Genomic DNA, 24,663 nt, shown 5'->3' on the forward strand with positions numbered 1-24,663 from the left:
ATTATAATATCAATTATTGTTATTATGGCTGATAATTATGAATGTGTCCTTAACACCGGAACTCGAAAAATATATAGATAAACAGGTAGAAAGTGGTTTTTATCATTCTTCCAGTGAAGTTATAAGAGCTGCATTACGTTTACTTATTAAATCAGAAACTCACAACACTAGTTTTGAAAACTATAAAATGTGGCTTAATCAGGAAATTCAAATAGGTCTTGACCAAGCAGCTGAAGGTAAGGTTATTTCAGGTGACCAAGCTCTACAAAATTTCAGGAATTTTCGTAAAGATAAATTAAAGTCTCATGAGTAAAAATAATTTTTGCTTAACTGTTCAAGCAGAGCAAGATATTAAGGATATTTGGTTATATATCGCCAAAAATAACCCCAAAGCTGCTGAAAAAATAGCCAATCTTTTTGAACAAGCGTTTTTTAAACTAGCTGCAAATCCTGACATTGGAAGTAAACGTGAAGATTTAACTGATAAACCTGTACGTTTTTGGTTAGTTTATAACTACTACATAATATATAATCCTAAAACAAAGCCATTGCAAATTTTGCGGGTTATAAGTTCTTATCGTGATATCAAAAATAATTACCTATAATTATTGTCTAGTTAGTACTGCAAAACTCTCAGCGTGTCTAACTGCAATGTCTACATCTTGCATGACTCTTATTCTAATGCCACCGCTAGTTCCTAAAGTGTAAGGGTCTACTAATACATCCAGCACTCCCCATTGTCCAATAATTAGATCAGCAAAATTGCCAAATAATATAGTATCAGCTGGTATTTGGTTGGTTGTTCCAACTCTATAGCCGTTAAGGTAACCAAAACCTAGCTCACTACTACTTTCCCAAACAAATTGGGCAGTTCCTTCAGCTTTTTCTGTTTGCTTTAAAATTCCCCGTATGCTGGCATTACATAAATAGCCAAGCGTGCCAATATCAGCATTTCCTGCAGCAATTAGGCTTTCAAGGTCTACGATCTTACCCCAACTTATTGGATCATCGTCATCAAAAGTAACATTACCAATGCCAGTTGTGTTAAGAATACCTAATGGCTCAGCCCCAATGCCCCTACCACTTATCGCAGCCCGATCAATTTCAAGAGCAATAACGGTAGCAAGATCACTGCGTACTAGATTTTCTATATCAGGACTAGATTGTAGCACTAATTTGCGGGTAAAATCAGTGTAAGCTGCAATGCTTTTAGGGGAGAGTGTTACTTGGGCAAAGGCTTGCTCGCTATGCTCAGGGCTTCTCCCTTCTGATACCCAAAAAGTAGTAGCTCCACCAGTTTGTTTTGGTATTGCTACATCGCCATGCAAGCCGCTCATTACTTTAGCTCCCATTTGCTTAACAAGCATTTTGTTACGCAGCAGTTCAATAAAATTGCTGCTTAGATAATCGGTACTAACTAGGTAACCACCGGCAACATTTGATAATTTTTCCAGCGTTCTGCTTACATAACTTCTTTGCTCTATTTGTTCTAAATTGACATCAAGAGGTACAAAAAAGCTAGAAGGCTCTCGATTAATTTTTTTAGCAACTGCCATTGATGCTTCTTTTTCCAGCTCAGCATCACTCCAATTGCCTGTTACCGTTGCTCTAATGGCTCTTAAAATAGAGAAGCTTCTTGCTTCCTTTGTACTCATCCCGATAATAGCTGATTTTGGTGAAGTAGTGTTGATAATTGGATTGTTGCTCAATGTTTCTAGAACCTTCTGCCTAAAAGCATCAATGCTTTTGCCCTCACGAATAAATTCTATCGCCATATTGTGCATATTATGTTTATCACCGATAGTTAATATCTCACTAAGTCTAGTAGCTTCACTTTGCCTAATGTCTTTGGTAATTTGTTCGGTATTAACGGTAATCGGTGGTTGGCTATTTTCTATTACTTCATTTTGCATGTTTTCCCTCATATTAGTCATATTATTAGCAATTATTTCTAGTTGGTTTCGACCAATGCCTACTGTATGATCAGCTGGTATTGATACTAATGATACTTCTAGTGGTTTCCATTTGTTGATCCGATAAATGTTAGGATTATCCCCTTTTGACTCTTGCTCAAGTACTATGCCATTTGGTAAATAACAATAGCCTACTGATATGTTACTTTTAATGCCATCTAGCACGTCTTGGTAAGCTGCTTCAGCTAAAGTACTTTTACCAAACCTTATTTTGCCCCTAGCTTTACCATCACTAGTTATTTCAGCAGCTTCAACAATACCAATTTGCTTAGTTGGGTCATGGTCAAGAAGTAGGGGAGCGTGGCCAGAATTTAACCAATCCAGCTTGACGCTTTCAGGTTTGTGGTCAAGTATCTCAAGACCAAAAAATCTCTCTACTGGTTCTTCGCTTGAAAAAGACAGTTCAAAACTGCGATCTTCTCTAAGTAGTTGACCTAAAACCGTATGTCGGTATAGCATTTCACTTTTACATTTAATCGTCATTAGATTCTTCTGTGCTAATTGTTTGCTGTTCATTTTCTTTGTTGGTAGTTGTTAATGTTAAATCTAAGCCATATTTTTTAGCTAATTGTTGTTCAAATACTATCTGCTGAAATAATTCATCTATATCCATACCTTGATCTGCTGCTATTTGACTCCTAGTTTTAGTTTTCTCAGCAATCGCAATTTGATTGGCATGGCTTTCTTTAAGTGGATCAACCCAAGCCCATCCTCTAGCTCGCCATATTGGTTTGTTGTATTGATCAAATTCTGATAGCGGTATTTTAATTCGACCAGTAGTAATGGCCATTAATAACCAGTTCTCAAATACCGAGTTACAAAAATGCTCTATCACCCAATTTTGCAGCATACGCCAAGTATCACGATCCTCTAGGCTACCATGCCTAATTGACGAAAAGTTTACATTCTCAAGATCATTGGCAAGGGTTGCATAGGAAATATCCAGCCCACTAGCAATTCCCCGGAGTATTGACTTCTCAAAATCAGCAAAGCTGCTTGTTGGATGATTAGGGTCAAATAGCCGCACATCCATACCAGCAGGCAGTTGTTCAAATGTCCCGGGGTCAGCTTCCATTATCTTGCTACCAAAACCATCATCTTGACCAAGATAACCACTACCATCTTGAGAAACAAAAAACCCCATTTTTGATGCACCAACTCTAGCTGCTACCAGCTCTGCTTCCTCATAAGCCCCCAGCATCCGCAGACGTAACATGGCACTGTGCATCCATGGCACGCCTCTACTTTGCGAAGGTCTTTCTAAAATATAGCCATGAATAATCTCATTAGCAGTAATTCTTTGGTATTGCTTATTATTATCATATTTTTTAAAGATTTCACCGGGATGGGAGGTAAGTAGATAATAGGCTACAGGTCTATTCCATTTATTAAATTCAATCCCCATACGAATATATCCACCATCCGGTAGAGCTTCATTTAACTCCTCGTCCAAATGATCAGCTTCAATAAACTGCAGAGCAAAACCAAACTCATTATCAAAGCCTTTGACTAAACGAATAATAACCTCTCCATCACGAGCCACTGATTCTAGAAATAATTTTTGACAATCTATCCAAGATAATCTACCATCTACCGTACAAATACCTTTTTTGCTCCAGTTATCAAATTGTTCTAGGATATAATTATTTTTATCTTGCAGAAAATTTTCACTATTACTAGAGGCACGTAGTTGTAACCGTATGCCATTAGCACCTATAACATTAGTAGAAGTTCTTTTTAAAAACCGTCGAGCATAATCGTTATTGATACAAAGTTCTCGTGATCGGCTGCGTAGTGTTTTGAGGTCTCTATATAACTCTGCATCTGCCGATAAGTTTCCAGCAATCCAATCATTAGTAAAGCGATTAATGCTAGCGGCTGCGTATTTACGCTTTTCCTTAATAACCGATTTACCTTTGAAGAAATCAAATAGCTTCATGGGTTATTGAATCTAACCTTAATCAGGTTGCCTGAACTAAGCCCATTCTTTATCCTTTCTTCTTGCAAATTTCTAGCATATTCAGCTTTGTAAATATCACGCCATTTTAGTAATTCTGCTGGGCTTAACCGTGACAGGCTACGACCACTGATCGAATATGACAATTGATCCCGGCTTGCCTTGCCAACAATGGTAGCCTCTAGTGCATCTAAAACCTTCTTAACATGCGAGCGACCATCATAAGTTGTAAGCAGTGCTAAATTAGGTTTAATTTCTAAATTACCTTTAGCAATTATGTAACGTAAAGTCTCTTTATGTACCATCGCTTGCCACCAATAATTACCAGCTGTATAAGTAGCTGTTGTTTCAGAACCTAGCAGCACAAGGTAATAATCTGCTTCAGCAATAGCAGCAACGTCAAAACCAGTGGTATAATTACGAAAGCTGTAAGACAAATTCCAACCTTCAGCAGCAGGATATTTGTTTAAATATCGTTGCCATTCGACAGTTTCACCTGCAATAAATGATGTTGGTTCAGAAATCACCGTAAGATATGATTAGTAATTGAAAAAACTTATTGTTGACTTTTGCTAACTGTAGTTTAAAATTAAAAGTGAAATAACTGCAAGGTTATTTTGGGGTTTCGCAGCCCCTATCAACAGCGGTATACAACAACCGAAAATGTTGTTCCTTGATTATTATGATCGGGGGGGTGGTAGCGTATGTTCAAGGCTTGTGGTGTAAACTTCAAGCCTAAAGGCTACCATACCGGCTGTTGACGGTTTCTGCGAACTTCCCGATCGCCAAGATATATATAACCTATAAAATTTTCTTTTATCATTTTATCTTTGGCGATCAAAACTCTTAATTATTAAAACATTAGAGAAGGGATCGCATATGAACAACCAACAAGCCATTATCTTATTATATTCATCACATGCCCGTTTTGAACTCATAAGGCAATCTTTGATCAATTTTTGTAAGGAAAATAATTTTACAATAATAAAAATTATCGACGCACCAAATAAATACGATGACAGTATACTTCGCGAATTAATTTATACAGTAAGCAAACAAAATAATTATAATAGTCCTATCAATCTAATCATCGATGACAGTATATTTGGTAATATTTGTTATTTCGTAACTTGGGTGGTAATTACTACTTTATTAGAAGCTAAGCTGATTAATAGGCTTTATATTCAAGAAAATATATTGCATACTGCCAATACTGAAAAAGATAAATTTGATAATTTTTTAGCAACTAACATAATAACTGAGCATTATTTATTAAAATTCTGCTTCTCATATTTTAACGTTATAATGCATGCTGCTAAAGCAACAATAGATTTCGATGATGAAGAATTACATAAAGGCGGCAATGCATAATATTTCAGGATTTAAATTTACCAATTTTTGACAAAGCTAGTTGTTTTTCTGATTGGCTTGATAAAGTTTAAACTCAGCTTTTTCTCAGTTTCTTTAACTTCTACTTTTGCTGTTTGCTCAAGCATTTTATTTGCTAAAAGTTCTAAATTTGGGTTTAGTATGTACAAAGCTGCTAAGGCATAAACCCTACAATCAAGTGCCTCATTACGTTTACCAGCTGGCTTCTCCCATTTGCGAGTTGGAAAGCCTTTATTATAATAAGTAACGACTTTCTCTGCCGTTAGCTGTTTAAAATATTCAGCGTCATAATTTATTGGGAAATGACAATATCCCGGTCCTAGTTCAGTAATCTTTAATCGGCTGTAGATCATTTCTTTGGCTGTATCAGTGCCAATGGAAAACAACTTAACTCGCATTCTATTGGCAATTGATGGTCTACTAACCAAGACTTTACCTGCTATTGATGAACCCTTTATGGCAAATATCCTACGTAACTGTCTTTTCTTACAGTAAGCATAAACTGCTTGGGTGTGATGACCGCCTGAATCAACACAAACTGAGGCAATCCTAAGGTTAATGCCGCTTTGGTGTTTAATGTTCTGCTCTAGGATATTATCAAGATCATCCCATATCTCACTCCTAGCAGGATCACCATAGATTACTCTATAATCAAGCGACCAGCTTTCTTCTTTTACACCCCAACCAACTATTTCCACTTCAAGTCGATCATTTTGTACGTCTACACCAGCAGTAATAATAACAACCCCGTTAGGTACAACATTGCCCCAATTTTCTTTTCTCGACAATAGTGAAGTTTCATCTACCTTATCTCCTCCTTCCTCCCAAGTTTCACCAAGACTGGTATTAACCCAAGTCTTTAAGGTTTCAGGCATCATTTTCGCTTTCAGGAATTCTGCCGTCATTCTAGCCCAAGTAACCCAAGGCGAATAGATCTCGCTTATATGAAAACCAGCAATGTTGTTACTTTCTCCTTTAGCTTCAGATATCCACTTACCACGCTGTAGCATCGACATTTTATCATTATCGTGCAGAATGCAGCCATTTACCTCACAAATATAATGTGCTTCTTCAGGTTTGTCTTTAGGCCATCGTATTTGAGACCATTTTAAGGTTTGGTACTCACCGCATAATTTACATGGAACATAATAACGTCTTTGATCACTTTGCAGATAAGCCAGTTCTATTCTGCTAAAATATTTGATAGTTGGAGTTGAAGTTAAAATAATTTTTCTATTCCAAAAAGTTGTGGCTCTTTTCTTGGCTAAATTAACTGGATCTCCTTCTGAACCACTACTAGCAGGATAACGATCTACCTCATCACATAGCACAATCCTGACTGGCCTGCTTGCCAGTGAAGAAGGTGAGTTACTACCAGCCATGGTAATGTGTCCACCCGGAAAACGCTTGTATAAGATCTTATTGCCGGAATCTCTACTTTTTGGGTCTTTGACTAAGTTCTTAAACACCTCACTATCACGCAGCATAGGAGTTAAACGATCCGTTGACCAGCTTTCTGCTAGCTTTTCAGTAGGTTGCACTATCAGCATTGGTGCTGGGTCTTGATGAATATGATAGCCAACAATATTATTGATCACTTCGGTTTTACCAACTTGTGCTGATGACATTACTACGATCATCTCTATTTTAGGATCATTTACTGCATCCATGATTTCACGCTGATACGGAGTCTTACTAGTATGCCAGCTGCCCGGCTCAGCCGAAGACTCACTTGACAGCTTACGGTAATTATCAGCCAACTGGCTTACGCTTAACTTTGGTGGTGGTGCTACTAGTTTGGCTATTTTCTTGGTAATCTGACTCCAAATTATTTGGCTTGTTGGCATAATGGGATTGTTGCAAGATGAAAATTTTTTGAATCAGTTTACAACAGTCCCATAATTGCTAAGTTCCAAAAGTGCCTTATGTATCTCCGCCTCTAAGCAATGCACAATGGCTATAAAATCATTATCAAGTACTATTATTTGCCTAGCTATATTGTTTGGAAGACTTAGCATCCTAGCTCTAAAGTCAATGATCAAATTAGACCAATGAAGCTCCACCTCACTGCTAGCTAAGTATTTGCCTTCCAGTATTTGTACTTCTAATTCTGCTTTATCAGCTTGAGCCTTGAGTAAGCGTAGTTTTTGGGCGTTTAAATTATCAGAGGTATTTTTGCCAACTGGTCTTGATTCAAGATATCGTGCATAAGACTTTATGCAGTCAGCTAAATCATACTTACCAGCTACTGGAGCAGGCAGTATAGCTTCCTTAACCAATTGTTGCACTCTACGTTCACTTAATTGCAAAGCTTTGGCAATGTCTGATACTTTATGGTTATTCATTAAACTTGGTTTATTTTAAAAAACAATTCTTAAAATTATACTTATGCAATAATAATAGGAACTGAATATTGAGTTATTTTATTATCTCTAGTAATTATAGTTAAATAAGTTTTGTGGCAATTGATCAAAATCTTTAGCAATTTTTATTTTTCCTTTCCATGCTCCGGCTTTACGTGGAATTGATAAAGCATTATATTTTATTATTTTAACTGTTGGTCTGCCTGCTTTGCAAATAATTACTTCTTCTCCTTCTTGAACTTTTTTAATTAAGTCAGAAAAATGAATTTTCGCTTCATGTATACTTGCTATTTGCATTTCTTTTCTCTAATGCTTCTTAAAAATTAAGATTAAACTAAATTTTATTATATGTATAGACAATGTTTAAAAATAGATATATGGCTTACAAGTTTATACTTAATTTCGTTTTTTACTACAGCTCATTAAATGTAAGAGTCTTATATTTAGAGGGTTACAGAACTTTTGTTAAATTAAAAGAAACGAAATATACCAAAAATTTTTATCGCTAGGCAAGGGGCGGGGTGGTCAGTCACCCAGGTTCGACAAGCTTAGAAAGTACCTTGTTTCGTTTCGTTTTTTCCATACTATTTGTTAAATTGCTTCTGTCTCCTTTATTTTGCTGTGTCTAAGGCAAAGTTAAAAGAAATCGTAAACACCTTATCAAAGAGGCTATTAAAAGTATTAACTGCTGTAGCCTTAAACCCAAATCTTGGGTTAACTTTAGCTTCATGGGTTAGGCTATATAGCTTTTCCAGTCTTTGACTACTAACCCTATGATAAATAGATTTGCCAAGTTTAAATATACTTCTATTCCCCTGTTGATCTCTCAAAGCTTTTGAACTTCTTTGCTTTTTTGGTACATTACTAGTTGGTACAGCAATCATACTGCCACGATATGACACTTTAATGCCACCTTCTTCCTGAATGTAGGCAAAATGAGCCTTGGTATAAACAGCAGATACTAAGGCATATTTACTAGCAAATGCCACCTTGATACCAGTTCTTTGGTGTTTGTCCCACCATTTTTTACTGTTATTGAATATGATTGGTACTCTTTTGCAGATTTGTTCTTGCACAAGCAATGCTATTTTATTCAGAGTCAAGTTAACTGCAAACGGTAGCTGTTTCTTCTCGATATTATCCATATAACGGGCTATCTTGTTTATATCACTTCTCACATCAATAGTAAAACTCATAACTGCAACCTTTCTAATTTTTAAACTACCGGACGATATTTAGGACAGTGCAATATTGCAGCAACACCCATTAAAACCCCCTCTCCAAGGTCACCTGTTACTTTAATTGCTGGTCTTACAAACCTCTTATCACCAATATAACCTGCCATAAAAGTAGTAGCATTATCAGGTCTAGTTTTAAGGTAAGCGAAAGTGCCAGTATTATCCCCAAGCACAGCTCCTATAATCTCTGTATCAAGGCAATCAGTAAAGTTAACATTGTCGTTTGAATGTTGCAACCTGATTTGTACATGTTTGTCATCATTCGGATTCACGTCAGCTGCTCCTACCGTTACCGTAAAAATACCACTTTCAAAACCTGATACATCCACCGCCTCTACATCAAGTTTATCTGCATTAATTGCTACTGGTGCTAACAATTGCTGCAGTTTGCTATTGGTTTTTTCTTCTCTCGTTACTGCCATTTATTCCTCTTTTTCCCTTACGCCAAGCTACCAAGCTTACTATCCCATTATTGCCTTTTATTATACCCTAAGGTTTACCAGCTTGCAATAGTTTTTAATTAAAAGTTACTGTAAGTTACTACTCACCCTTAGAGTTATGGTGCTTTCAAGGCAAAAAATGTTATTTTAAGTTACATTTTGCCAAAATTCTTGCCAGCTTCTTTGTTTTTTCTTCTCTTGTTATCGTCATTTATTCCTCTTTTACCCTTACGCCAAGCTACCAAACCTACTATCCCATTATTACCTTTCATTATACCCTAAGGTTTACCAGCTTGCAATAGCCTAAAACTAAAAGTTACTGCAAGTTACTACTCACCCTTAGAGTTATAATGCTTTCAAGGCAAAAAATGTTACTTTAAGTTACACTTTTGCTAGAATTCTTTAGCCCCTCTTGCCGATAAACCTCAATCAAATCATCTAGTGCCTCACGTAATCTAGTGCTGCCCGCACCTTTAGGCCACTGTGGTATTTGCTTTAGCTCAAATTGCCGCAACGGCAGCTCCAGTAAGCAAAAATGCTCAACTATCTCCTGTGACTTCCTACCAAGCTTAGCAAATATTCGTTGATGAATGCGAGCTGCCTGTACTTGCCTCTCCAACCCCAGCATTTTGCTAAAGTCTTTGTTTGCCTCAATTTGGATTATACCGCTACCACCAAACATGGTTGTTCTTTGGTAATTACAAGCCAAACGATCAGCTGCCCTAAACTGCTCATGGTTGATCCCATGCCTCTTACCTTCTGCTACTCCATTTGCCTCATCCTCCAGCCAACAGCGATAAAACCTAGCTATTGGTCTTTTGTCGAATTTGTTTAATTCTGTTCTTTCAGTTTTATGATGTTTCATGTTTGTTACCTTGTAAAAATTATTGCAGATTCACTTTGCCAGCAGAAGCAAAAATATATATCTACGGCAGACTTTTTATAAGTCTGCTATATATATTTATATATATGTAAAATCCTGCTTTTTTGACCTACCTTGAAAGCCTTGTAGTATAAGGTCTTGCGGGTAGTCCAAAAACGCATTTTTATTTAAAAGCGTACTGCTTTTTTGACCTGCCTTGTATCCCAGTTTCTAAAAGGGTTTGCGGGTAATCCAAAAAAGCAGTGCTTTTTTACTGCATCTTTGCTGCGTTTTTAAATGCATTTTTGCTATCCCCTGAAAGCCTTATAGTATAAGGGTTTGTAGTATTTTCCAAAAGAGCAGTGCGTTTTTACTGCTTCTTTACTGCACTTTTAATATCCCCTGAAAACCTTGTAATATAAGGGTTTGCAGGTAGTCCAAAAAAGCAGTGTTTTTTGCTGCGTCTTTAAAATTTCTGCATCTTTGCTGCACTTTTTAAATTCTATACAAGCCAGTCTTTTAAAAAGTTTTGCAAATATTCCAAAAGAGCAGTGCGTTTTTACTGCTTCTTTACTGCATTTTTAATATCCCCTGAAGGCCTTGTAATATAAGGGTTTGCAGGTAGTCCAAAAGAGCAGTTTTTTTTCTGCATCTTTTAATTTCTGCATCTTTGCTGCACTTTTGTTTTTTTGGCAATTTTTTGTTCCGTATTTTATCTTCATTTAATCCTCATGCTTTCTTCTAAATCTATGTGCCAATTTTTAGGATTAAGTACCTCATCTTTTTTGCCATCACCGTCACGTTTATAATGTGTGGGTAATATTACCTTATAGTTTTTGGATATTTCATCAGTATTGGCATCTATATATTCACCTAAATACATTCTCATCCCTTCAGTACACATAAAACCAAAATTTGCTTTCCCTTCTTTGACAAGTTTTAATCCATAATCTTTTGGATTATCAAAAAACTTAATAAGTCCTTTAGTAGCAGCTGCAGAACAATCATCACAAATAGCTCTTTTATTTCCTAAATCATTAGTATTACGAAACTTTTCACCAAATTGCTTCATTAAATAAAACTTGCCTTTGATAGCTTCAGATTCAAGCAAATTGAGGATCACCGTAACCCTTCTCTGTCGTTCTCTATCAAATAACAAACCACTTTTTTTAAATGCTATTCTTTTATTATTTGCAATAGATTCTTCCACCCATTGTCCATTTTTCTTACAAATGCTTTTAGTTGGTATCTCCTTACCATTACGTAACTCAAAGATCAGGTGGCGGTCGTTGCTTTCAAGATCAGGCTTATATAACAAAGTACCAGCGGTGTAGTAACCACGCAAACTACTAGCACCGCTAAAAGCTTGAAAGGGATCTTCGTCAAACTGAGTTTTAGTGATTTTTTTAGTGTGATGCACTAGTATAATACCAGCATCTAGATTTACTTGGTCTCTTAGTAACTCAATCCTCTTTTGCAGAAAAAATAACATCGCATCATTGTCATTTTCAGTAGCTCCATTTCTGCCGCCATCAAAAACATTACGAATAGGGTCAATTGCGATAATGTCTAGTTTATCAGGAAATACCTGCTTAATATGTTCAGCCAACGCCTCTATCGTTTTTTCATCCAAACTCAACTTTGAATTTGGAGTAATGTATAAATTATCTTTAGCTAGATTAATTAACTCTTCTGATAATTGCATATTTTGCAGTCGCTCCCGCAAGTAATGATAACCAATTTCTGCCTGAAAATAGAAAATCCTCAGTGGTCTTGGTGGCACAAAGCCAATAAATTCCCGACCAGCTGCCATATGCACGAGTAGTGACAACAAAAAGTCGCTTTTGCCAACTTTAGGTGAACCACCAAACACAAGCATGCCACCTAGTGTTAAAATACGTGGGGCAATTAGGTCTTCAGGTAGACTACTTTTGTCCCCTAAAAGAGACTCAAATGAAAAGCTTTTAATTATAGGCAATTTGCTATTTTCTTTACAGTTTACCTTTTTCGGTTCGCCATATTTTTGCAAATGCAACTTCCAAAGACCATTAACTGTCTGTTTGATTTTTTCGAGAGACCAAGAAGGAATTACATTAGATAGGTTATAGCTATGAATTTCCTCAATAGCCTTATCTTCGCTAATTAATCCATCATGACAGCGTCGTAGCCAATAGCCAATTACCCGACTTAAATGGTTAAACCGAGTACACTCACCATTGCCTCCCTCATAAACTTTGTTGGTTAGTAAACTATCAAAAGGCAATGTATTATTATTTTGAGGTTTTAAAGCATCTACAACAACATTACTATTCAATGTAGGAAGATAGCTAGCACGTGTTATTAGCTCTTCTATTTCATATTCTACTGGATTATACGACCTAATCTTAACTAGATGATGCTTACCCCCTTTATGGTAAACTGAGCCAGCAACTCTAATTGGTTGATGAGCTGACTTAAAGTGAGTATCACCACCGAAAGCTAGGGCAATTTGGTATCTAAGTTTTAGAAGCTTTTGCAAATCATCACCTGTTACTGCCTTGGTTAACTGCCAGTAAATATGTAGCTTGGCATGACCTAAATCAGTAGTACCTCCAGACTCAACAACCATAGTTGGCTCACCTAAAGCTGCAGTTAAATCAGTTAGTTTACGTTCAGTATCACCTTCATCAATATCAATAAGCAATGTTTGCATTTGGATGACATCAATACTACCAGCTACTCCAACTTTAGCAACAGTACCGGGGACAACATAAAAAGCAGAGCTTCGTTGATTAGCTAGCTTTGCAAAGTTAGCAGCATGCTCTACTACCTCATCATCAGCTTTTATCCAAGTGTTACTTGGTGGTCGGCTGTTGTTATTGCCCTTTTCAGCAAAAGACCTAAATGGTATAAAACCTTCTAAATAGCCAAATACTACGTAAAAGTAAGTTTTTAAATAATCTTTAGATGGTTGAACCATAGTTTTCTCTATATTTATGAACCCCAACATTTATCTTGGTAATGGCACATTTTACACTCGAAATAATCCTTGCTGGTAAAAGCCCTTGGCAGTAATTCATCAGCTTCTATAGCCCTGATAATATTTACTGCCTTATCAATCATTTTTTGGGCAAGTTCCCCGTCAAACGGTATTAATTCGTGGTAAATTTCTGCATTATCTTTGTTAACAGCTGTAAATAAGCATGGATTCTTTGAAATACTAGGAATAGTCTCTGTCATATAAGCTTGGTACAAAGCAATCTGAGCAGCATAGAGCGGCTTAGACAAGGTTAGCCCTTTTTTTGCAGTTTCTTTCCACGCTCTATTGTTCATTGATTTTGCTTCCCATAAGGCAGGACAGGTAATATTTATTCCGCTAGGAGCAGTCTTAATAATCCCATCGATATGCCCAGCTATTCGAGTATCAGCTGCCATAAAACCAAATTGCTTACCGTTGTCATCAACAGTAATCAGCTCAAATCCAGCTAGGCGTAACCATCTTGCCGCTAGTTCTTCAAACAAATGCCCGGCTTCAAAGATACGAAGTGTTTGACCGCTAAAGCCTGAAGTTTCATGATGTACAGCACTAAGATATTCATACTGCAACGCTCTACTACAAGGATGACCAAGGCTAGAAGCACCTAAATACTTACGTTTTGGCAGCGTTTTTCTCTCTAATGTTAAAGCTTGGTCTAGCAATAGATTCAACTGCTCATTAATAGTACTACTGACAGGTGTATTGATTGGTCTATTAAAATCCAGCATAATCAGCCCCAACTTGGTATATTACTAAGACCCATTACAGCAGCATAATCCTTATGTTCTAGACCAATGGCACATTTAATCACGTTTCTCTTATTGCCTTCCTGATCTTGTTCAACATCTATTTTAACCACAAACTCCAGTCCATTAAGGTCAGCAAAACTGTCAATTTTTCTAGCAGTTTGTGCAGCTTCACAATTATCCTTATCACTAAACCCCTTAGCTGAATTTAAGATAGAGCGGATAAAACTGCGACCCATAGCACCCCAGCGATTATTGTTTTTCTCGCTGTAAAGACCAATTAGTTGCCATATTTTGTAACCTATATATTTTTCATCTAATTTCCCTTGTAAAATTGTAAATGCACAGTTAAGGTAAACAGCCCCGCTTGCTAAATTCTGAGTAGCATAACCCGAAGTCCAACCTTGTTCTAGGTCATCATAACCGCCCATCTTAATTCGTAAAGCAACCTTAGCTATAGTCCCAGCTGGGATTAGTTCAAAATTAAACTGTTCAATATTATTGAAATCGTAAAAGCTCATGATTATTTTCCTCCTGTTGTTATTCTTGTTCCTGATTTAATTTTTTCCATTAATTTGCCAAGGTCAGCTGGTTCGATCATTGCTAATTTGCCTGATCGGTCTTTAGCAGGGTAGCCATATGGATTGTTGGTATGGTTAATAAAAGCTCGGTAAGTTGAGTTATCTTGTGCTTTAAGCTCTGCCATAGTAATGACCTGATCAACTATGCCCGGCAGCTCATTTGCCGTTTTGCTACCATCTATTTGCAGAGCAAAATTTTTGCGGTTTAAATCATCAAATTTTTCCTCTAAAATTCCAACAAACCAAATATTCTTACTTCTGCTATGCTGCAAAGTAGTAAGCCAGATAATCATTTCTTGTCCATGCAGCCCATAGGCTGAACGCATATCTTCTTTGCCGGTTTTATCGCTAATTACCTGTGGCTGTCCCTTACACCATTGCAAGCACAATCGACCTGCAACAGTAATGGAATCAATGAAGATAGTCTGATATTTATCCAACATTGCAGCTTCCCCAAAGCGTTTGCAAACATCTTGATAATGAGCATTACTGTAAATAAAACCATCACGAACTGCTGGATTAGCACCACCAATAAATACTGCAAGGTCTCGACATTCTTGCCAAGTGCGAGGTCTAATAGTATCTCCTTGCCAACCTTCTACTGCTAAATCACCTGCCTCTAGATCAAGGAATAAAGTGTTATCTTTTGGCAATGTCCAAAGTAAACTGGTTTTACCTACTCCGTAACCACCAAAAATACAGCCCTTAATACCTCTTGTTTCAGCTAAACGTTCATCGGCACTGATAATAGGTAGCTTGCTCATAATACTACCTCCTGAGCCAGTCTGTTTAGTTTATAGATCGGCTTATTCAACTTTAAAGTTCGAGCAGGTTCAAAAATGTTCTTAATTGTGCTAGACCAGCTGTTATACTTAGCCTCTGAGATATTGTAGTAGGTTTCAATGAAGTCACTTAAATTTCCTCCGTTAATTAAGATATCAGTAACAATCTTTGCCAACTTTTGCTGATCCCATTGAACCTTCTTAACAACATCACAACTAATCTTAAAGCCATGATCCTCGAGATGTATAATGCCCGTATCCTTCTCAAGTCGTAGCCTTTTAGCTCTAACATGTTCGCCATACTTTAAGCTAATGGCAGACAAAAGCCATTCTCTAGTTTTTTTTGCTTGCTCAAGTTGCTCTGATACTTGCTGCAATAACTGGTATAAATCTTGTATTTGGTATTTTGCCAGCGAACCAATTGGTACATGTAAAACAGTATCTTTATTCATCATTAATCTCCTATTTGAAATATAAAACGGTCTTAATAGGATTCCTTGAATTTTCAATTTTTGCAACCTTAAGTTATTAAAAATAACTTGTTTAAACCGGATATCTAGCATAGATCAAGCAAAAAGCTCTTTAACTTAGTTATTTAAAATAACATTTTTCCACAGATTTATAATTTTAAATTACAGTATCCATAATTAGAAATCAGTCCATGACTCAGTACGTTTCTAAAACTCGTATGCAGAACTTTTTATTTAACAAGAAATACTTTTTTATACATAACAATTAGCTAGGTTTTATAACCTACAATTAAAATTAATAAGATTATGAAACTTTCAACTTGGATGTCAGTAAATAAAATAAAGCCTACTGCAGCTGCTCGCTTATTTGAAACAACTCATGCCCATATTTACAGATATCTTTATGAAGCAGCTATTCCAAGAGAAAAAATTATGTTGAAGATTTTTATAACTACTCGAGGAGCTGTAACACCAAATGATTTTTACGGAACTACGGGTGAATTTCTTGAACAAGAATTATTAAAGGAATTAAAACAAGATGACTAATGACATTAAACACGGTCTTCAAACTATCCTAGCATTTGACCTTGGCACTACTCTAGACTGGACAATACGAGATCCAACAGATCGTATTACCTTTGGTACAGTCACTTTCAAGCTAAAGCGATTTGAAGGAGGAGGCATGCCATATTTACGCTTTAAGCAATTTACAGGTAAAGGCAATGCTTCAAAACAGGAAGTAATTAAGGCAGTTAAACGCAAAGGTTTTACTACAGAAGACCATAATGAAGCTGATAGCTTAGCATTGCTGGATTTAATTTTATCGAAATATAATTAAGGAAAGAATAATGGACAAAAAACCAACGACAGCATACAAACAACACTCACATATCAACCAAGATAAAAGGAGTAAAGATGAATTATATGAATCGATAGTTAACAAAATTAGAGTAAAATATAACGGCAAATTATCCGACGTTGAAGCACATACGGCAGCTAGGAATTTGATAGAATTTGTTAAAATCTTGCTTCATTTTAATCATAGATAGAATAAGATAGAAATAAATTGACTATTAAGAGAATTTAAGTTAAATCTTCTGTTAAAACAACTATGTTAATTGGAGATAGAAAATATGATAGAAAAACCATTAAAAGCTGTTAAAGCTATTTTACTTGCTCGCGTTTCAACAAAAGAACAAGAAGATGGCTACTCTATTGAAGCACAAAAATACCGATTGCAAGAATATTGTATGCGTAAAGGTTTAGCAATTCTAAGAATATTTGAATTCTCGGAGTCGTCAACAGTAGGTAATCGTAAAAAGTTTCAGGAAGCTATAGACTTTGCTAAAAAACAAAAAGAGGTTATAGCAGTAGTTGCAGATAAAGTTGATCGATTACAACGTAGTTATAAAGAAACCCCTCTACTAAATGATCTAATTGAAAGAGCAAAAATCGAACTACATTTTTACACGGAAAATTGTATTATCCATAAGCATTCTACTTCGCAAGATAGGATGGTATGGAATATGTTTGTAATGATGGCTCAAAATTACGTTGACAGTCTTAGAGATAACGTAAACCGCAGTATAGCTCAAAAACTACGTCAAGGAGAATGGATAAGCACTGCTCCCATTGGTTATTTGCATATAAAAAGTAGTAATAGTAACGATCGAGGTAAGGGGCAAATAATAGTTGATCATGAACGCTCACATTTAATAAAAAAAATATTTGAAACATATGCTACAGGTAGTCATACTCTTCCCGAAATACTAGAGAAAACCAAAGAATGGGGGCTGCGTAATTCTAGAGGTCATCAAGGTTATTTGTGTCATTCTCATCTTCATTCTATTATTACAAATCCATTTTATTACGGAGTAATGCGAGTCCTAAAAACTAAAAAAGAATACCCGCATATTTATCCATCAATCATTAGTAAGGAGTTATTTGATGCTTGTCAAGCAGTACGCCTTGGTTGGAATAAAAAACCGTTTAAATATGGAGAAAAAGAATATATATTTAGAGGATTGATAAAATGTGCTGTTACTGGTCGTGTGATCACTGCTGATACTAAGAAGAAGACTTATCCTAATGGTAGCACAGCAGAGTGGATATATTTACTAGGATGGCATCCTGATAATCCTAATAAAAGAATATACGTGAAAGAAGAAATAATACTACAAGAAGTTGAGCAAGTACTAGCAACACTCCATTTAGAGCCTGAATTGTTAGCTGAAGTAATTGGTTATATTAAAAACTCAGCAAAAATAGAGCAAGGTTTTCATAAAATGCGTATAGGAGAGCTACATACTGAACATACTAAGATTAAAACTCGTATGGATAGGTTAACTGATTTATTTTTAGACGGTGATATTAGCAAGGAAGATCATGAAGAAAAACGTCAGCAATTAATACAAAAACGTGAAGATATCATGAGAGAAATAGAAAACCATAATTATGCTGATGATAAATTTTCAGAACTCTTGATTAACCTAGTAGAACTGGCTTCCGGAGCGTTAGAAACCTTTAAAGGTTCGAATATTGAGAAAAAACGCAAATTGTTAAATCTTGTATTTTCGAACCTCAAACTAAACGGTCAGAAGCTAGACTATACCTTGCGTCCACCGTTTGACGCATTCGTAAAATGCACTGAAATCGGAGAATGGCGAAACCGGGGGGATTCGAACCTCCGACCTAGCGATTAGGAATCGCTCGCTCTATCCTGCTGAGCTACGGCTTCTTTTTTACTGTTTTTGAAGATTAATCATTAGACAATGAGGTCTATTATAGCAAAATTTTCAACAGTTACAAGCGTGTGACACAAAATCAAAAGGATTGACATGTTTATTATTAAGCCAAATCTCAAAATGTAAATGTTCCCCAGTACTATTGCCACTATTCCCTTGAAGCCCAATCATTTGACCTTTTATAACCATATCTCCTTCTTTTACATGTATTTTTCTCAAGTGAGCATATTTAGTGATAAATTTATTTGAATGTTTTATTTCTATTAAATTTCCATAAGCACGTTCTCGCCTTATGGTAGTAATTATTCCATCAGCAGAGGCATAAATAGGAGAGCTACTATAGCCTTTTAAGTCTGTCCCACAGTGGAATTTTTTTTGTTTTTTCCTAGGGTGTTTGCGTACGCCGTAATGACTGGTAATCTTTACGTTATTATATTGTGGTAACATTATAGGAATAGTAGTAGTTAGCTTATTTAATTGTGCTAGCTCATTAATATTATGGGAACTATTTTTATTACTAGCTTTTTGAACAAGTCGTAATTCTTCTTGGGATAAGAACTTATACTTACAATTTAATTTTAGTAGCAAGTCCTTAATCTTGGTTGACCTGATCATTGCTTGGTTATTAATATTCTCAGCACAGCTGGCTTTAAATTTTTGTAAAAAAACCTTATTATATTGGCTATCATTAATAATAAGACCAAAATCTTTTGCATAGATGCAGTTATTTTTACTTAGTGCTGCTAAATTATATTGTATAATTAAAGTGCCGTGATTTAGTTTATGATCTTTTTGTAATTGCTGAGCGGTAACAGTTAAAAGCGTCTTGTTGGTAGATGAAGAGCTACATCCTTGTAATAATAGTATAGTTAACAACAATATACAAAATTTAAGCATTTATTGCCTTTTATACCAAAGAAAATAAACCGGTATTCCGCTTAATATAAATGAGATAGCTGGTATTATGACCTTTAATGGTGTCTCACAAATAATCCATAGGCAAAAAGCAATTGATCCGAAGGCAATTAACCATTTATATAGTGAAGATTCTTCTAACTTTGCTAGCAGTAATTTTAAAAAAGCTACACTACAGGCTAGATATACAAATAAAAAAGAGATAACTGAAAAACTAATTATTGCGGTAACTTGTTCTGACAAATCTTCATTTGTTGTACTAATCAATAATAATAATATTCCAATGCAACTTACAAACAAACTCCAAATTGGTGCTCCATTTTTATTTTTCTTAGCAAAAAAAGATGGCATTAAACCGTCTTGTGCTAATCCTAAAGCAATTTGTCCGCTGATTAATACCCAAGCATTTAACGTTCCAATGCAAATAATTGAAGCAAGCAAAGAAATAAGTAGATGCCACTGACCGCTAAAAATTATTTGAGTAGCATCTACATAAGGGGCGTTAGAATGTATCAAATCTTCTCGTGGAATTAAACCAATTATTCCAATACTATTAATAAGGTATAAAATAGCCACACAGAGTGTACCCATTACTATTGCTCTTGGTATTGTTTTTGATGGGTTAATTACTGAACCAGCCTGAGCAGTTGCTGACTCTACACCAATAAATCCCCAAAATGTCAGTAACGTTACTTCACCAAGAATTTGAGAAAAAGTTAAATTAGTTATTCTCTTATCCATAACAAAATTATTACTATCAAACTGATATAATGCTACAACTGGTATTATTATTAATGGAATAAATTTTAACATTGCTAGTATAAATTCAGCACGCCCCGCTACTCCTATACCTTTAAAGTTTAGTAACATAACAGCAAATAACAATAATATTTGCAGAATTAAGCATATAAAACTATTACGCACACCAATTAAAGGTGTTAAATATGTAACAGCTGAAATAACTACTACAGCTGTACTAACCCATGAAATAATCCAATAAGTCCAGCCAGTAAAGAATGCTACATCATTGCCAAATGCCTGCTTTAAATAAACATGAGGTCCACCTGTTTGTGGAAATCGTGCACAAAGTATACCAAATAAAAGTGCTATTATTATGGCACCACAGGAAGATACTATCCATCCAACTAAACTAAAAATACCAAATGGGGCTAAACCTGCCGGCAATATCAAAATAGCAGTGCCAAGTTGGCTACCAATAACTAAACCCAAAACTGACCAAAAACCAAGCTTTTGTGACATGTAATCTTGTGACATATAATCCTTAAGATGTAATAATCATAAACTTTACATAAAAAAATAAAAACTTGAAAACTGATCTATCAATTTTCAAGTTTTTGCAAGCAATATATTATATTCGACAATTATATTGTTGTTTCTTACGATCGCATATAGCTTTGCCAGCGTAGATCATGAGTAGGTCATTCCTAGCTAAAAGCAGGAATCCAAAAAATAGCCTGCAAAGGCTATTAGATATTATAGATTTCCGCCATTGCTAAAAATGACATACTAGTGATCCACGTTGGCAAAGTCTACGCAAGGATGACATCATTTTTACCACATCAAGATACTGGTGACCCCTACGGGACTCGAACCCGTGTTTTCACCGTGAAAGGGTAACGTCCTAACCACTAGACGAAGGAGCCATAAACTTTTTGGCATAGCTAACCCGAGAAAATTTTAGCCAAAAGACTGTCATCGCCTCCTCGCAATGACGGTTTTTGGCTAAAACTCTTTCGGTCTAGCTATACCTTATATGCTATTTTTTAGATTCCGCTACCTACGCAGGAATGACATACTTTTAACTAAGATATCAACATGCAACTAAAACATTCTCGGGTTAGCTATAGCCTATCTATATTCTCAGAATCAGAGCGTTCTAGTTTATACAGTATCTATGAAATATTGCAAGTATGATTTTATCGTTTTTTCTTATTTTTTCCGTCGGTAGTTTTATTGAACCTACCAATATTTTTTACAAACTTTTGTAGCCCATTTAATTCTGTACCATAAGTTTTCGTATATTCTTTAATTAACATTATATCATCTTTATGTGAGTCATTAAGTAGTAGAACTTCTTCAATTATATCATTTTTATTAAAAGTAATTCTTACTATTCTTTGTTCAATCACTTTTGGTTTAAACCATGCTCTCCTAGCTAAAGAACGTTGAACATAATACCAAGTATTAGGTGTATAGTCAGGTATAATTGTTGGTGTGCCAATTAAATCTTTTACCTCGGATTTACTAAGCCTCCTCTCCTCAAGCGTAGGTAATAAATTATCATCCACATACTGCCCTCTTGATTCTATAGTTTGACAACTACATAATGTAAAGAATATTGATGAAACAAGAAAAGTCCGAATTATAAAAAATTTCATAAAATTTATGTTTGAAATACCTAGATTTTGCAATGGAAGTATAATATACTGCTTCATCGATTTGACAAACACTTTTTCACAGATTAAGTATAATTTTTAAGAGGCTATATGGCAGTTCCAAAGAAGAAAACATCAAAATCAAGACGTAATATGAGACGCTCTCATCTTGCACTTGGTAAGATTAATGTAGTAGTAGATTCTCAAACAGGAGAATATAAACTTCCTCATCATATATCTTTAGCTGATGGCACATATAATGGTCGTCAAGTTATTGTGAAGAAAGAAGAAAAAGATGAAGAAGTAGCATAAACCAATATGGCTTGTAAAATTCTTGGGTGCGGTGCATATTTGCCGGAACGTATTGTTAGCAATGCAGAATTATCGTTATCGGTTGATACCAACGATGAATGGATTCGCTCAAGGACGGGTATATTACAAAGGCACATTGCCGGGAACGATGAATATACGTCACATTTAGCTCTTAAAGCCAGTCAGAATGCTCTAGATGATGCTGGGTTAAAGGCATCATCTATAGATTTGATAATTACCTGCAGCACTACTCCAGATAATAGTTTTCCTTCTATAGCTTCTAAGTTACAAGGTTATCTTGGGCTTAATAATGTACCTTCATTTGATCTCCAAGCGGTATGTTCGGGTTTTGTATATGGTTTACATGTTGCTGACTCTTTGATTAAATCTAGAAAATATAGGACAATATTACTGGTCGGTGCTGAAAAAATGTCGTCTCTACTAGATTGGAGCGATAGAACTACTTGCGTCTTATTCGGTGATGGTGCTGGTACTATAATTCTGCAATATAGTGAGGATAGTTCTGGTATAATAGATAGTAATATTTACTCGGATGGTCGTTATTTTGATATTCTTTACACTGATGGTGGTGTAAGTACAGATGGCAAAAGCGGTAAAATAAAAATGAAAGGGCGAGAAGTTTTTAGGCATGCAGTAGAAAAAATGAGCAAATCCGCTGAAGACATATTACATAATAATAATTTTACCATAGATGATGTTAACTATTTTATTCCACATCAGGCAAATATAAGGATTATAGATGCAATTATAGAGAGACTAAAAATTAATCCAAGTAAAGTAGTAAAAACGGTTGCAGAACATGCCAATTGTTCTGCTGCTTCAATCCCTTTAGCCCTCGCTTCTCTTAAATCTTATGCTAATATCAAAAAAGGTGATATACTCCTTTTTACAGCTATCGGTGCTGGAATAACTTGGGGATCGGTTTTAATCAGATGGTAACAACTAAGACTATTACTAGAGAAAAAATTGCTCACATATTAAAATCTAATCTAGGGCTATCAAGTATTATATGCGAGGAAATAGTCGATCAAATATTTAAGAATATTCAGCTAATGGCAAGCAATCAAAGATTGACGTTAACAGGTTTTGGAAGCTTTTGTACTAGCACAAAAAAACCTAGGCCTGGCATAAATTTTCATACAAAAGAGATAGTGATAATTCCAGCAAAAGAGGTAATGCGTTTTATACCAGCTAAAAAGTTAAAATTATTAATTAACTAAGACATCGGTTTAATAGCCTAGGATGTCACCCCTGCCCCTTCGGATATCACCCACAACTGTTGAAAGTTAAAATCGTCATTGCGAGACGCCACAGGCGTCGTGGCGATCTCATGATAGTCAAGCTCTCCTTCACAAGATTGCCACGAAGCCGCTGTAAGCAGCTTCTCGCTAATAGACGGTTTAGGGCTTGCCTCATCGCGATGACGATTTTAACTTTCAACAGTTATGCGGATGCCACCCCTGCGTAGGTAAGGGGTTAAAAAAAATAGCAGTAGCGTATACCAGCAGAAGTAGAATTATGCAAGAGGTCTATTAAAAATGCAGAATAAAAAATATTACTCCATTGGTGAAGTAACAAAACTTCTAAATATTCACTCTCACCAGCTAAGATATCTAGAGCGGCTACTACCAAATCTAACTATACATAAGATACGTAACAGACGATATTATACAAGACAAGATATTGAATATTTGAGAGCCCATATGACAACCAAGAATATACAGATAGAATCGCAGCCTATTATCTCAAAACTATCCCATAATCAAATAAATAAAATTGATTGCCTGATCAAAAATTTTTATGACTTATCGTTGACTATCCAGCGAATTATTTCTAGATAAAAATACTGTTGAAAGTTAAAAAAATCGTCTATTAGCAAAGCACTGTTGTAAGGCTTAAACCGTCATTGTGAGCGAACGTACGTGAGCGTGGATCCCCATGAAGCTTGTCATATAGATGCTTCGTCGACCTACGGTCTCCTCGCTAATAGACGATTTTTTTTAACTTTCAACAGTTGTAGCAGCAATACGCGGGGATGACATCGCTTTGACGTTAGTAACCTCAATTTTGGATTAATGAAATTAATCCAAAACTGAGGTTTGAAAAGACTGAATACGATTAATAATCATATTACAAAAAAGCTGGCATAGAAAAACTCCACACCAGCCTTAGAAAACAGGGATTTATTTCTTCACTTCTTCTTTCTTCGTTTCTTTCTTGTTCATGTTGTTTTCATCCACGTTCACTTCATCTTGCTGCGGGTCTTTTTTCTCAGGAGTCGCTGCAGCAAAAGCAGAAATAGAGAAAGCTAAAGTTAGAATAATAGTTAATAAATTTTTCATAATAAACCTCATTTTTTGTATTGGTGATTCTAGCTTAAACTCCGTAATATTCAAGTCAAATAATAAGTAGAATTACCCTTTATTATAAAATATATTATTAATGTAATAACTCTGTG

General features: G+C 35.6%; 29 protein-coding genes and 2 tRNA genes. 11 read left to right on the top strand and 20 right to left on the bottom strand.

What is annotated here, in order from left to right; all coding sequences use genetic code 11:
- The first annotated feature begins 37 nt into the window (after positions 1 to 37).
- Both ACQH1W_RS05140 and ACQH1W_RS05145 read left to right on the top strand, forming a co-directional pair.
- Positions 38 to 313, top strand: coding sequence for a type II toxin-antitoxin system ParD family antitoxin (locus ACQH1W_RS05140; RefSeq protein ID WP_341760865.1), 276 nt, complete (start codon positions 38 to 40; stop codon positions 311 to 313).
- Positions 306 to 605: a type II toxin-antitoxin system RelE/ParE family toxin gene (locus ACQH1W_RS05145; protein ID WP_341760864.1), complete on the top strand. Its 300-nt coding sequence runs from the start codon at positions 306 to 308 to the stop codon at positions 603 to 605. The genes ACQH1W_RS05140 and ACQH1W_RS05145 overlap by 8 nt, the downstream gene beginning before the upstream one ends.
- Here the strand turns inward: ACQH1W_RS05145 and ACQH1W_RS05150 are convergent, their stop codons facing one another.
- From ACQH1W_RS05150 to ACQH1W_RS05160, 3 genes are read right to left on the bottom strand one after another with little or no spacing between them, the layout of a single operon-like run.
- Complete coding sequence (locus tag ACQH1W_RS05150) at positions 606 to 2,489, bottom strand: phage major capsid protein (RefSeq protein WP_375332828.1); 1,884 nt, start codon at positions 2,487 to 2,489, stop codon at positions 606 to 608.
- The gene (locus ACQH1W_RS05155; RefSeq protein WP_375332827.1) at positions 2,446 to 3,912 is read right to left on the bottom strand and encodes a phage portal protein; all 1,467 of its coding nucleotides are present in this window, start codon (positions 3,910 to 3,912) and stop codon (positions 2,446 to 2,448) included. Before ACQH1W_RS05155 ends, ACQH1W_RS05150 begins: the two co-directional genes overlap by 44 nt.
- Entirely contained in the window at positions 3,909 to 4,457 is a 549-nt protein-coding gene (locus ACQH1W_RS05160; RefSeq protein WP_375332826.1) for a hypothetical protein, read from the bottom strand. The genes ACQH1W_RS05155 and ACQH1W_RS05160 overlap by 4 nt, the downstream gene beginning before the upstream one ends.
- A gap of 352 nt (positions 4,458 to 4,809) precedes the next feature.
- On the opposite strand from ACQH1W_RS05160, the gene ACQH1W_RS05165 reads away from it, so the two are divergent.
- Positions 4,810 to 5,301 (top strand): hypothetical protein, encoded by a 492-nt coding sequence (locus ACQH1W_RS05165; protein WP_341763221.1) that lies wholly within the window; start codon positions 4,810 to 4,812, stop codon positions 5,299 to 5,301.
- A gap of 17 nt (positions 5,302 to 5,318) precedes the next feature.
- Here the strand turns inward: ACQH1W_RS05165 and ACQH1W_RS05170 are convergent, their stop codons facing one another.
- From ACQH1W_RS05170 to ACQH1W_RS05220, 11 genes are all read right to left on the bottom strand, one after another.
- Positions 5,319 to 7,166 carry a phage terminase large subunit family protein gene (locus tag ACQH1W_RS05170; RefSeq protein ID WP_425360941.1) on the bottom strand — a complete coding sequence of 616 codons (1,848 nt, stop codon included), beginning with the start codon at positions 7,164 to 7,166 and terminating at the stop codon, positions 5,319 to 5,321.
- A gap of 33 nt (positions 7,167 to 7,199) precedes the next feature.
- Positions 7,200 to 7,664: a hypothetical protein gene (locus ACQH1W_RS05175; RefSeq protein WP_425360940.1), complete on the bottom strand. Its 465-nt coding sequence runs from the start codon at positions 7,662 to 7,664 to the stop codon at positions 7,200 to 7,202.
- Between the two features lie 87 nt (positions 7,665 to 7,751).
- A complete protein-coding gene (locus ACQH1W_RS05180) occupies positions 7,752 to 7,979 on the bottom strand; it encodes a type II toxin-antitoxin system Phd/YefM family antitoxin (RefSeq protein WP_375332823.1) in 228 nt (75 codons plus the stop codon).
- A 314-nt stretch (positions 7,980 to 8,293) separates the two neighbouring features.
- Entirely contained in the window at positions 8,294 to 8,878 is a 585-nt protein-coding gene (locus tag ACQH1W_RS05185; RefSeq protein WP_425360972.1) for a hypothetical protein, read from the bottom strand.
- Positions 8,879 to 8,898: 20 nt separating this feature from the next.
- A complete protein-coding gene (locus ACQH1W_RS05190; RefSeq protein ID WP_375332821.1) occupies positions 8,899 to 9,342 on the bottom strand; it encodes a hypothetical protein in 444 nt (147 codons plus the stop codon).
- A 394-nt stretch (positions 9,343 to 9,736) separates the two neighbouring features.
- A complete protein-coding gene (locus ACQH1W_RS05195; protein WP_425360973.1) occupies positions 9,737 to 10,225 on the bottom strand; it encodes a DUF6456 domain-containing protein in 489 nt (162 codons plus the stop codon).
- 715 nt (positions 10,226 to 10,940) lie between these two features.
- Positions 10,941 to 13,211: an AAA family ATPase gene (locus tag ACQH1W_RS05200; RefSeq protein WP_425360974.1), complete on the bottom strand. Its 2,271-nt coding sequence runs from the start codon at positions 13,209 to 13,211 to the stop codon at positions 10,941 to 10,943.
- Positions 13,196 to 13,966 carry a hypothetical protein gene (locus ACQH1W_RS05205; protein ID WP_375332818.1) on the bottom strand — a complete coding sequence of 257 codons (771 nt, stop codon included), beginning with the start codon at positions 13,964 to 13,966 and terminating at the stop codon, positions 13,196 to 13,198. Before ACQH1W_RS05205 ends, ACQH1W_RS05200 begins: the two co-directional genes overlap by 16 nt.
- A gap of 2 nt (positions 13,967 to 13,968) precedes the next feature.
- Positions 13,969 to 14,505: a hypothetical protein gene (locus ACQH1W_RS05210; protein ID WP_425360975.1), complete on the bottom strand. Its 537-nt coding sequence runs from the start codon at positions 14,503 to 14,505 to the stop codon at positions 13,969 to 13,971.
- A 2-nt stretch (positions 14,506 to 14,507) separates the two neighbouring features.
- Positions 14,508 to 15,329: an ATP-binding protein gene (locus ACQH1W_RS05215; RefSeq protein WP_425360976.1), complete on the bottom strand. Its 822-nt coding sequence runs from the start codon at positions 15,327 to 15,329 to the stop codon at positions 14,508 to 14,510.
- Complete coding sequence (locus ACQH1W_RS05220) at positions 15,326 to 15,802, bottom strand: hypothetical protein (protein ID WP_425360977.1); 477 nt, start codon at positions 15,800 to 15,802, stop codon at positions 15,326 to 15,328. Before ACQH1W_RS05220 ends, ACQH1W_RS05215 begins: the two co-directional genes overlap by 4 nt.
- 321 nt (positions 15,803 to 16,123) lie before the next feature.
- On the opposite strand from ACQH1W_RS05220, the gene ACQH1W_RS05225 reads away from it, so the two are divergent.
- The 4 genes from ACQH1W_RS05225 (at position 16,124) to ACQH1W_RS05240 (ending at position 18,519) form a co-directional block, all read left to right on the top strand.
- Positions 16,124 to 16,363 carry a hypothetical protein gene (locus tag ACQH1W_RS05225; RefSeq protein ID WP_375332813.1) on the top strand — a complete coding sequence of 80 codons (240 nt, stop codon included), beginning with the start codon at positions 16,124 to 16,126 and terminating at the stop codon, positions 16,361 to 16,363.
- Positions 16,356 to 16,655 carry a hypothetical protein gene (locus tag ACQH1W_RS05230; RefSeq protein WP_375332812.1) on the top strand — a complete coding sequence of 100 codons (300 nt, stop codon included), beginning with the start codon at positions 16,356 to 16,358 and terminating at the stop codon, positions 16,653 to 16,655. Before ACQH1W_RS05225 ends, ACQH1W_RS05230 begins: the two co-directional genes overlap by 8 nt.
- Positions 16,656 to 16,665: 10 nt before the next feature.
- Positions 16,666 to 16,866 (top strand): hypothetical protein, encoded by a 201-nt coding sequence (locus tag ACQH1W_RS05235; protein WP_375332811.1) that lies wholly within the window; start codon positions 16,666 to 16,668, stop codon positions 16,864 to 16,866.
- Positions 16,867 to 16,950: 84 nt separating this feature from the next.
- The gene (locus ACQH1W_RS05240; RefSeq protein WP_375333249.1) at positions 16,951 to 18,519 is read left to right on the top strand and encodes a recombinase family protein; all 1,569 of its coding nucleotides are present in this window, start codon (positions 16,951 to 16,953) and stop codon (positions 18,517 to 18,519) included.
- On the opposite strand, the gene ACQH1W_RS05245 is transcribed toward ACQH1W_RS05240, so the two are convergent.
- The 5 genes from ACQH1W_RS05245 to ACQH1W_RS05265 form a co-directional block, all read right to left on the bottom strand.
- A tRNA-Arg gene (locus tag ACQH1W_RS05245) sits at positions 18,478 to 18,554 on the bottom strand. The two genes, ACQH1W_RS05240 and ACQH1W_RS05245, sit on opposite strands and share 42 nt — an antisense overlap.
- A 58-nt stretch (positions 18,555 to 18,612) precedes the next feature.
- Complete coding sequence (locus ACQH1W_RS05250) at positions 18,613 to 19,458, bottom strand: M23 family metallopeptidase (protein ID WP_341762557.1); 846 nt, start codon at positions 19,456 to 19,458, stop codon at positions 18,613 to 18,615.
- Positions 19,459 to 20,736 (bottom strand): APC family permease, encoded by a 1,278-nt coding sequence (locus tag ACQH1W_RS05255; RefSeq protein WP_341763431.1) that lies wholly within the window; start codon positions 20,734 to 20,736, stop codon positions 19,459 to 19,461.
- 329 nt (positions 20,737 to 21,065) lie between these two features.
- Positions 21,066 to 21,140: transfer RNA gene (locus ACQH1W_RS05260), tRNA-Glu, on the bottom strand.
- 273 nt (positions 21,141 to 21,413) lie between these two features.
- Positions 21,414 to 21,875, bottom strand: a complete 462-nt coding sequence (locus ACQH1W_RS05265; protein ID WP_375331448.1) for an outer membrane protein assembly factor BamE — start codon at positions 21,873 to 21,875, stop codon at positions 21,414 to 21,416.
- A gap of 108 nt (positions 21,876 to 21,983) precedes the next feature.
- Between ACQH1W_RS05265 and rpmF the strand changes: the two genes are divergently transcribed.
- The 4 genes from rpmF to ACQH1W_RS05285 all read left to right on the top strand — a co-directional run bounded on the left by rpmF (position 21,984) and on the right by ACQH1W_RS05285 (position 24,046).
- Positions 21,984 to 22,184, top strand: coding sequence for a 50S ribosomal protein L32 (rpmF, locus tag ACQH1W_RS05270; protein ID WP_341751317.1), 201 nt, complete (start codon positions 21,984 to 21,986; stop codon positions 22,182 to 22,184).
- 6 nt (positions 22,185 to 22,190) lie between these two features.
- Positions 22,191 to 23,144, top strand: a complete 954-nt coding sequence (locus tag ACQH1W_RS05275; protein WP_425360978.1) for a beta-ketoacyl-ACP synthase III — start codon at positions 22,191 to 22,193, stop codon at positions 23,142 to 23,144.
- Positions 23,138 to 23,425, top strand: a complete 288-nt coding sequence (locus ACQH1W_RS05280; protein ID WP_375332810.1) for an HU family DNA-binding protein — start codon at positions 23,138 to 23,140, stop codon at positions 23,423 to 23,425. Before ACQH1W_RS05275 ends, ACQH1W_RS05280 begins: the two co-directional genes overlap by 7 nt.
- Before the next feature lie 318 nt (positions 23,426 to 23,743).
- The gene (locus tag ACQH1W_RS05285; protein WP_375332809.1) at positions 23,744 to 24,046 is read left to right on the top strand and encodes a MerR family transcriptional regulator; all 303 of its coding nucleotides are present in this window, start codon (positions 23,744 to 23,746) and stop codon (positions 24,044 to 24,046) included.
- A 342-nt stretch (positions 24,047 to 24,388) separates the two neighbouring features.
- Here ACQH1W_RS05285 and ACQH1W_RS05290 read toward each other — a convergent pair whose 3' ends face one another.
- The gene (locus tag ACQH1W_RS05290; RefSeq protein WP_341762562.1) at positions 24,389 to 24,547 is read right to left on the bottom strand and encodes a hypothetical protein; all 159 of its coding nucleotides are present in this window, start codon (positions 24,545 to 24,547) and stop codon (positions 24,389 to 24,391) included.
- Positions 24,548 to 24,663: the final 116 nt, after the last annotated feature.

The sequence above is a fragment of the Candidatus Tisiphia endosymbiont of Stenodema calcarata genome (genome assembly GCF_964030695.1).
In the GTDB taxonomy this organism is placed as follows: domain Bacteria; phylum Pseudomonadota; class Alphaproteobacteria; order Rickettsiales; family Rickettsiaceae; genus Tisiphia.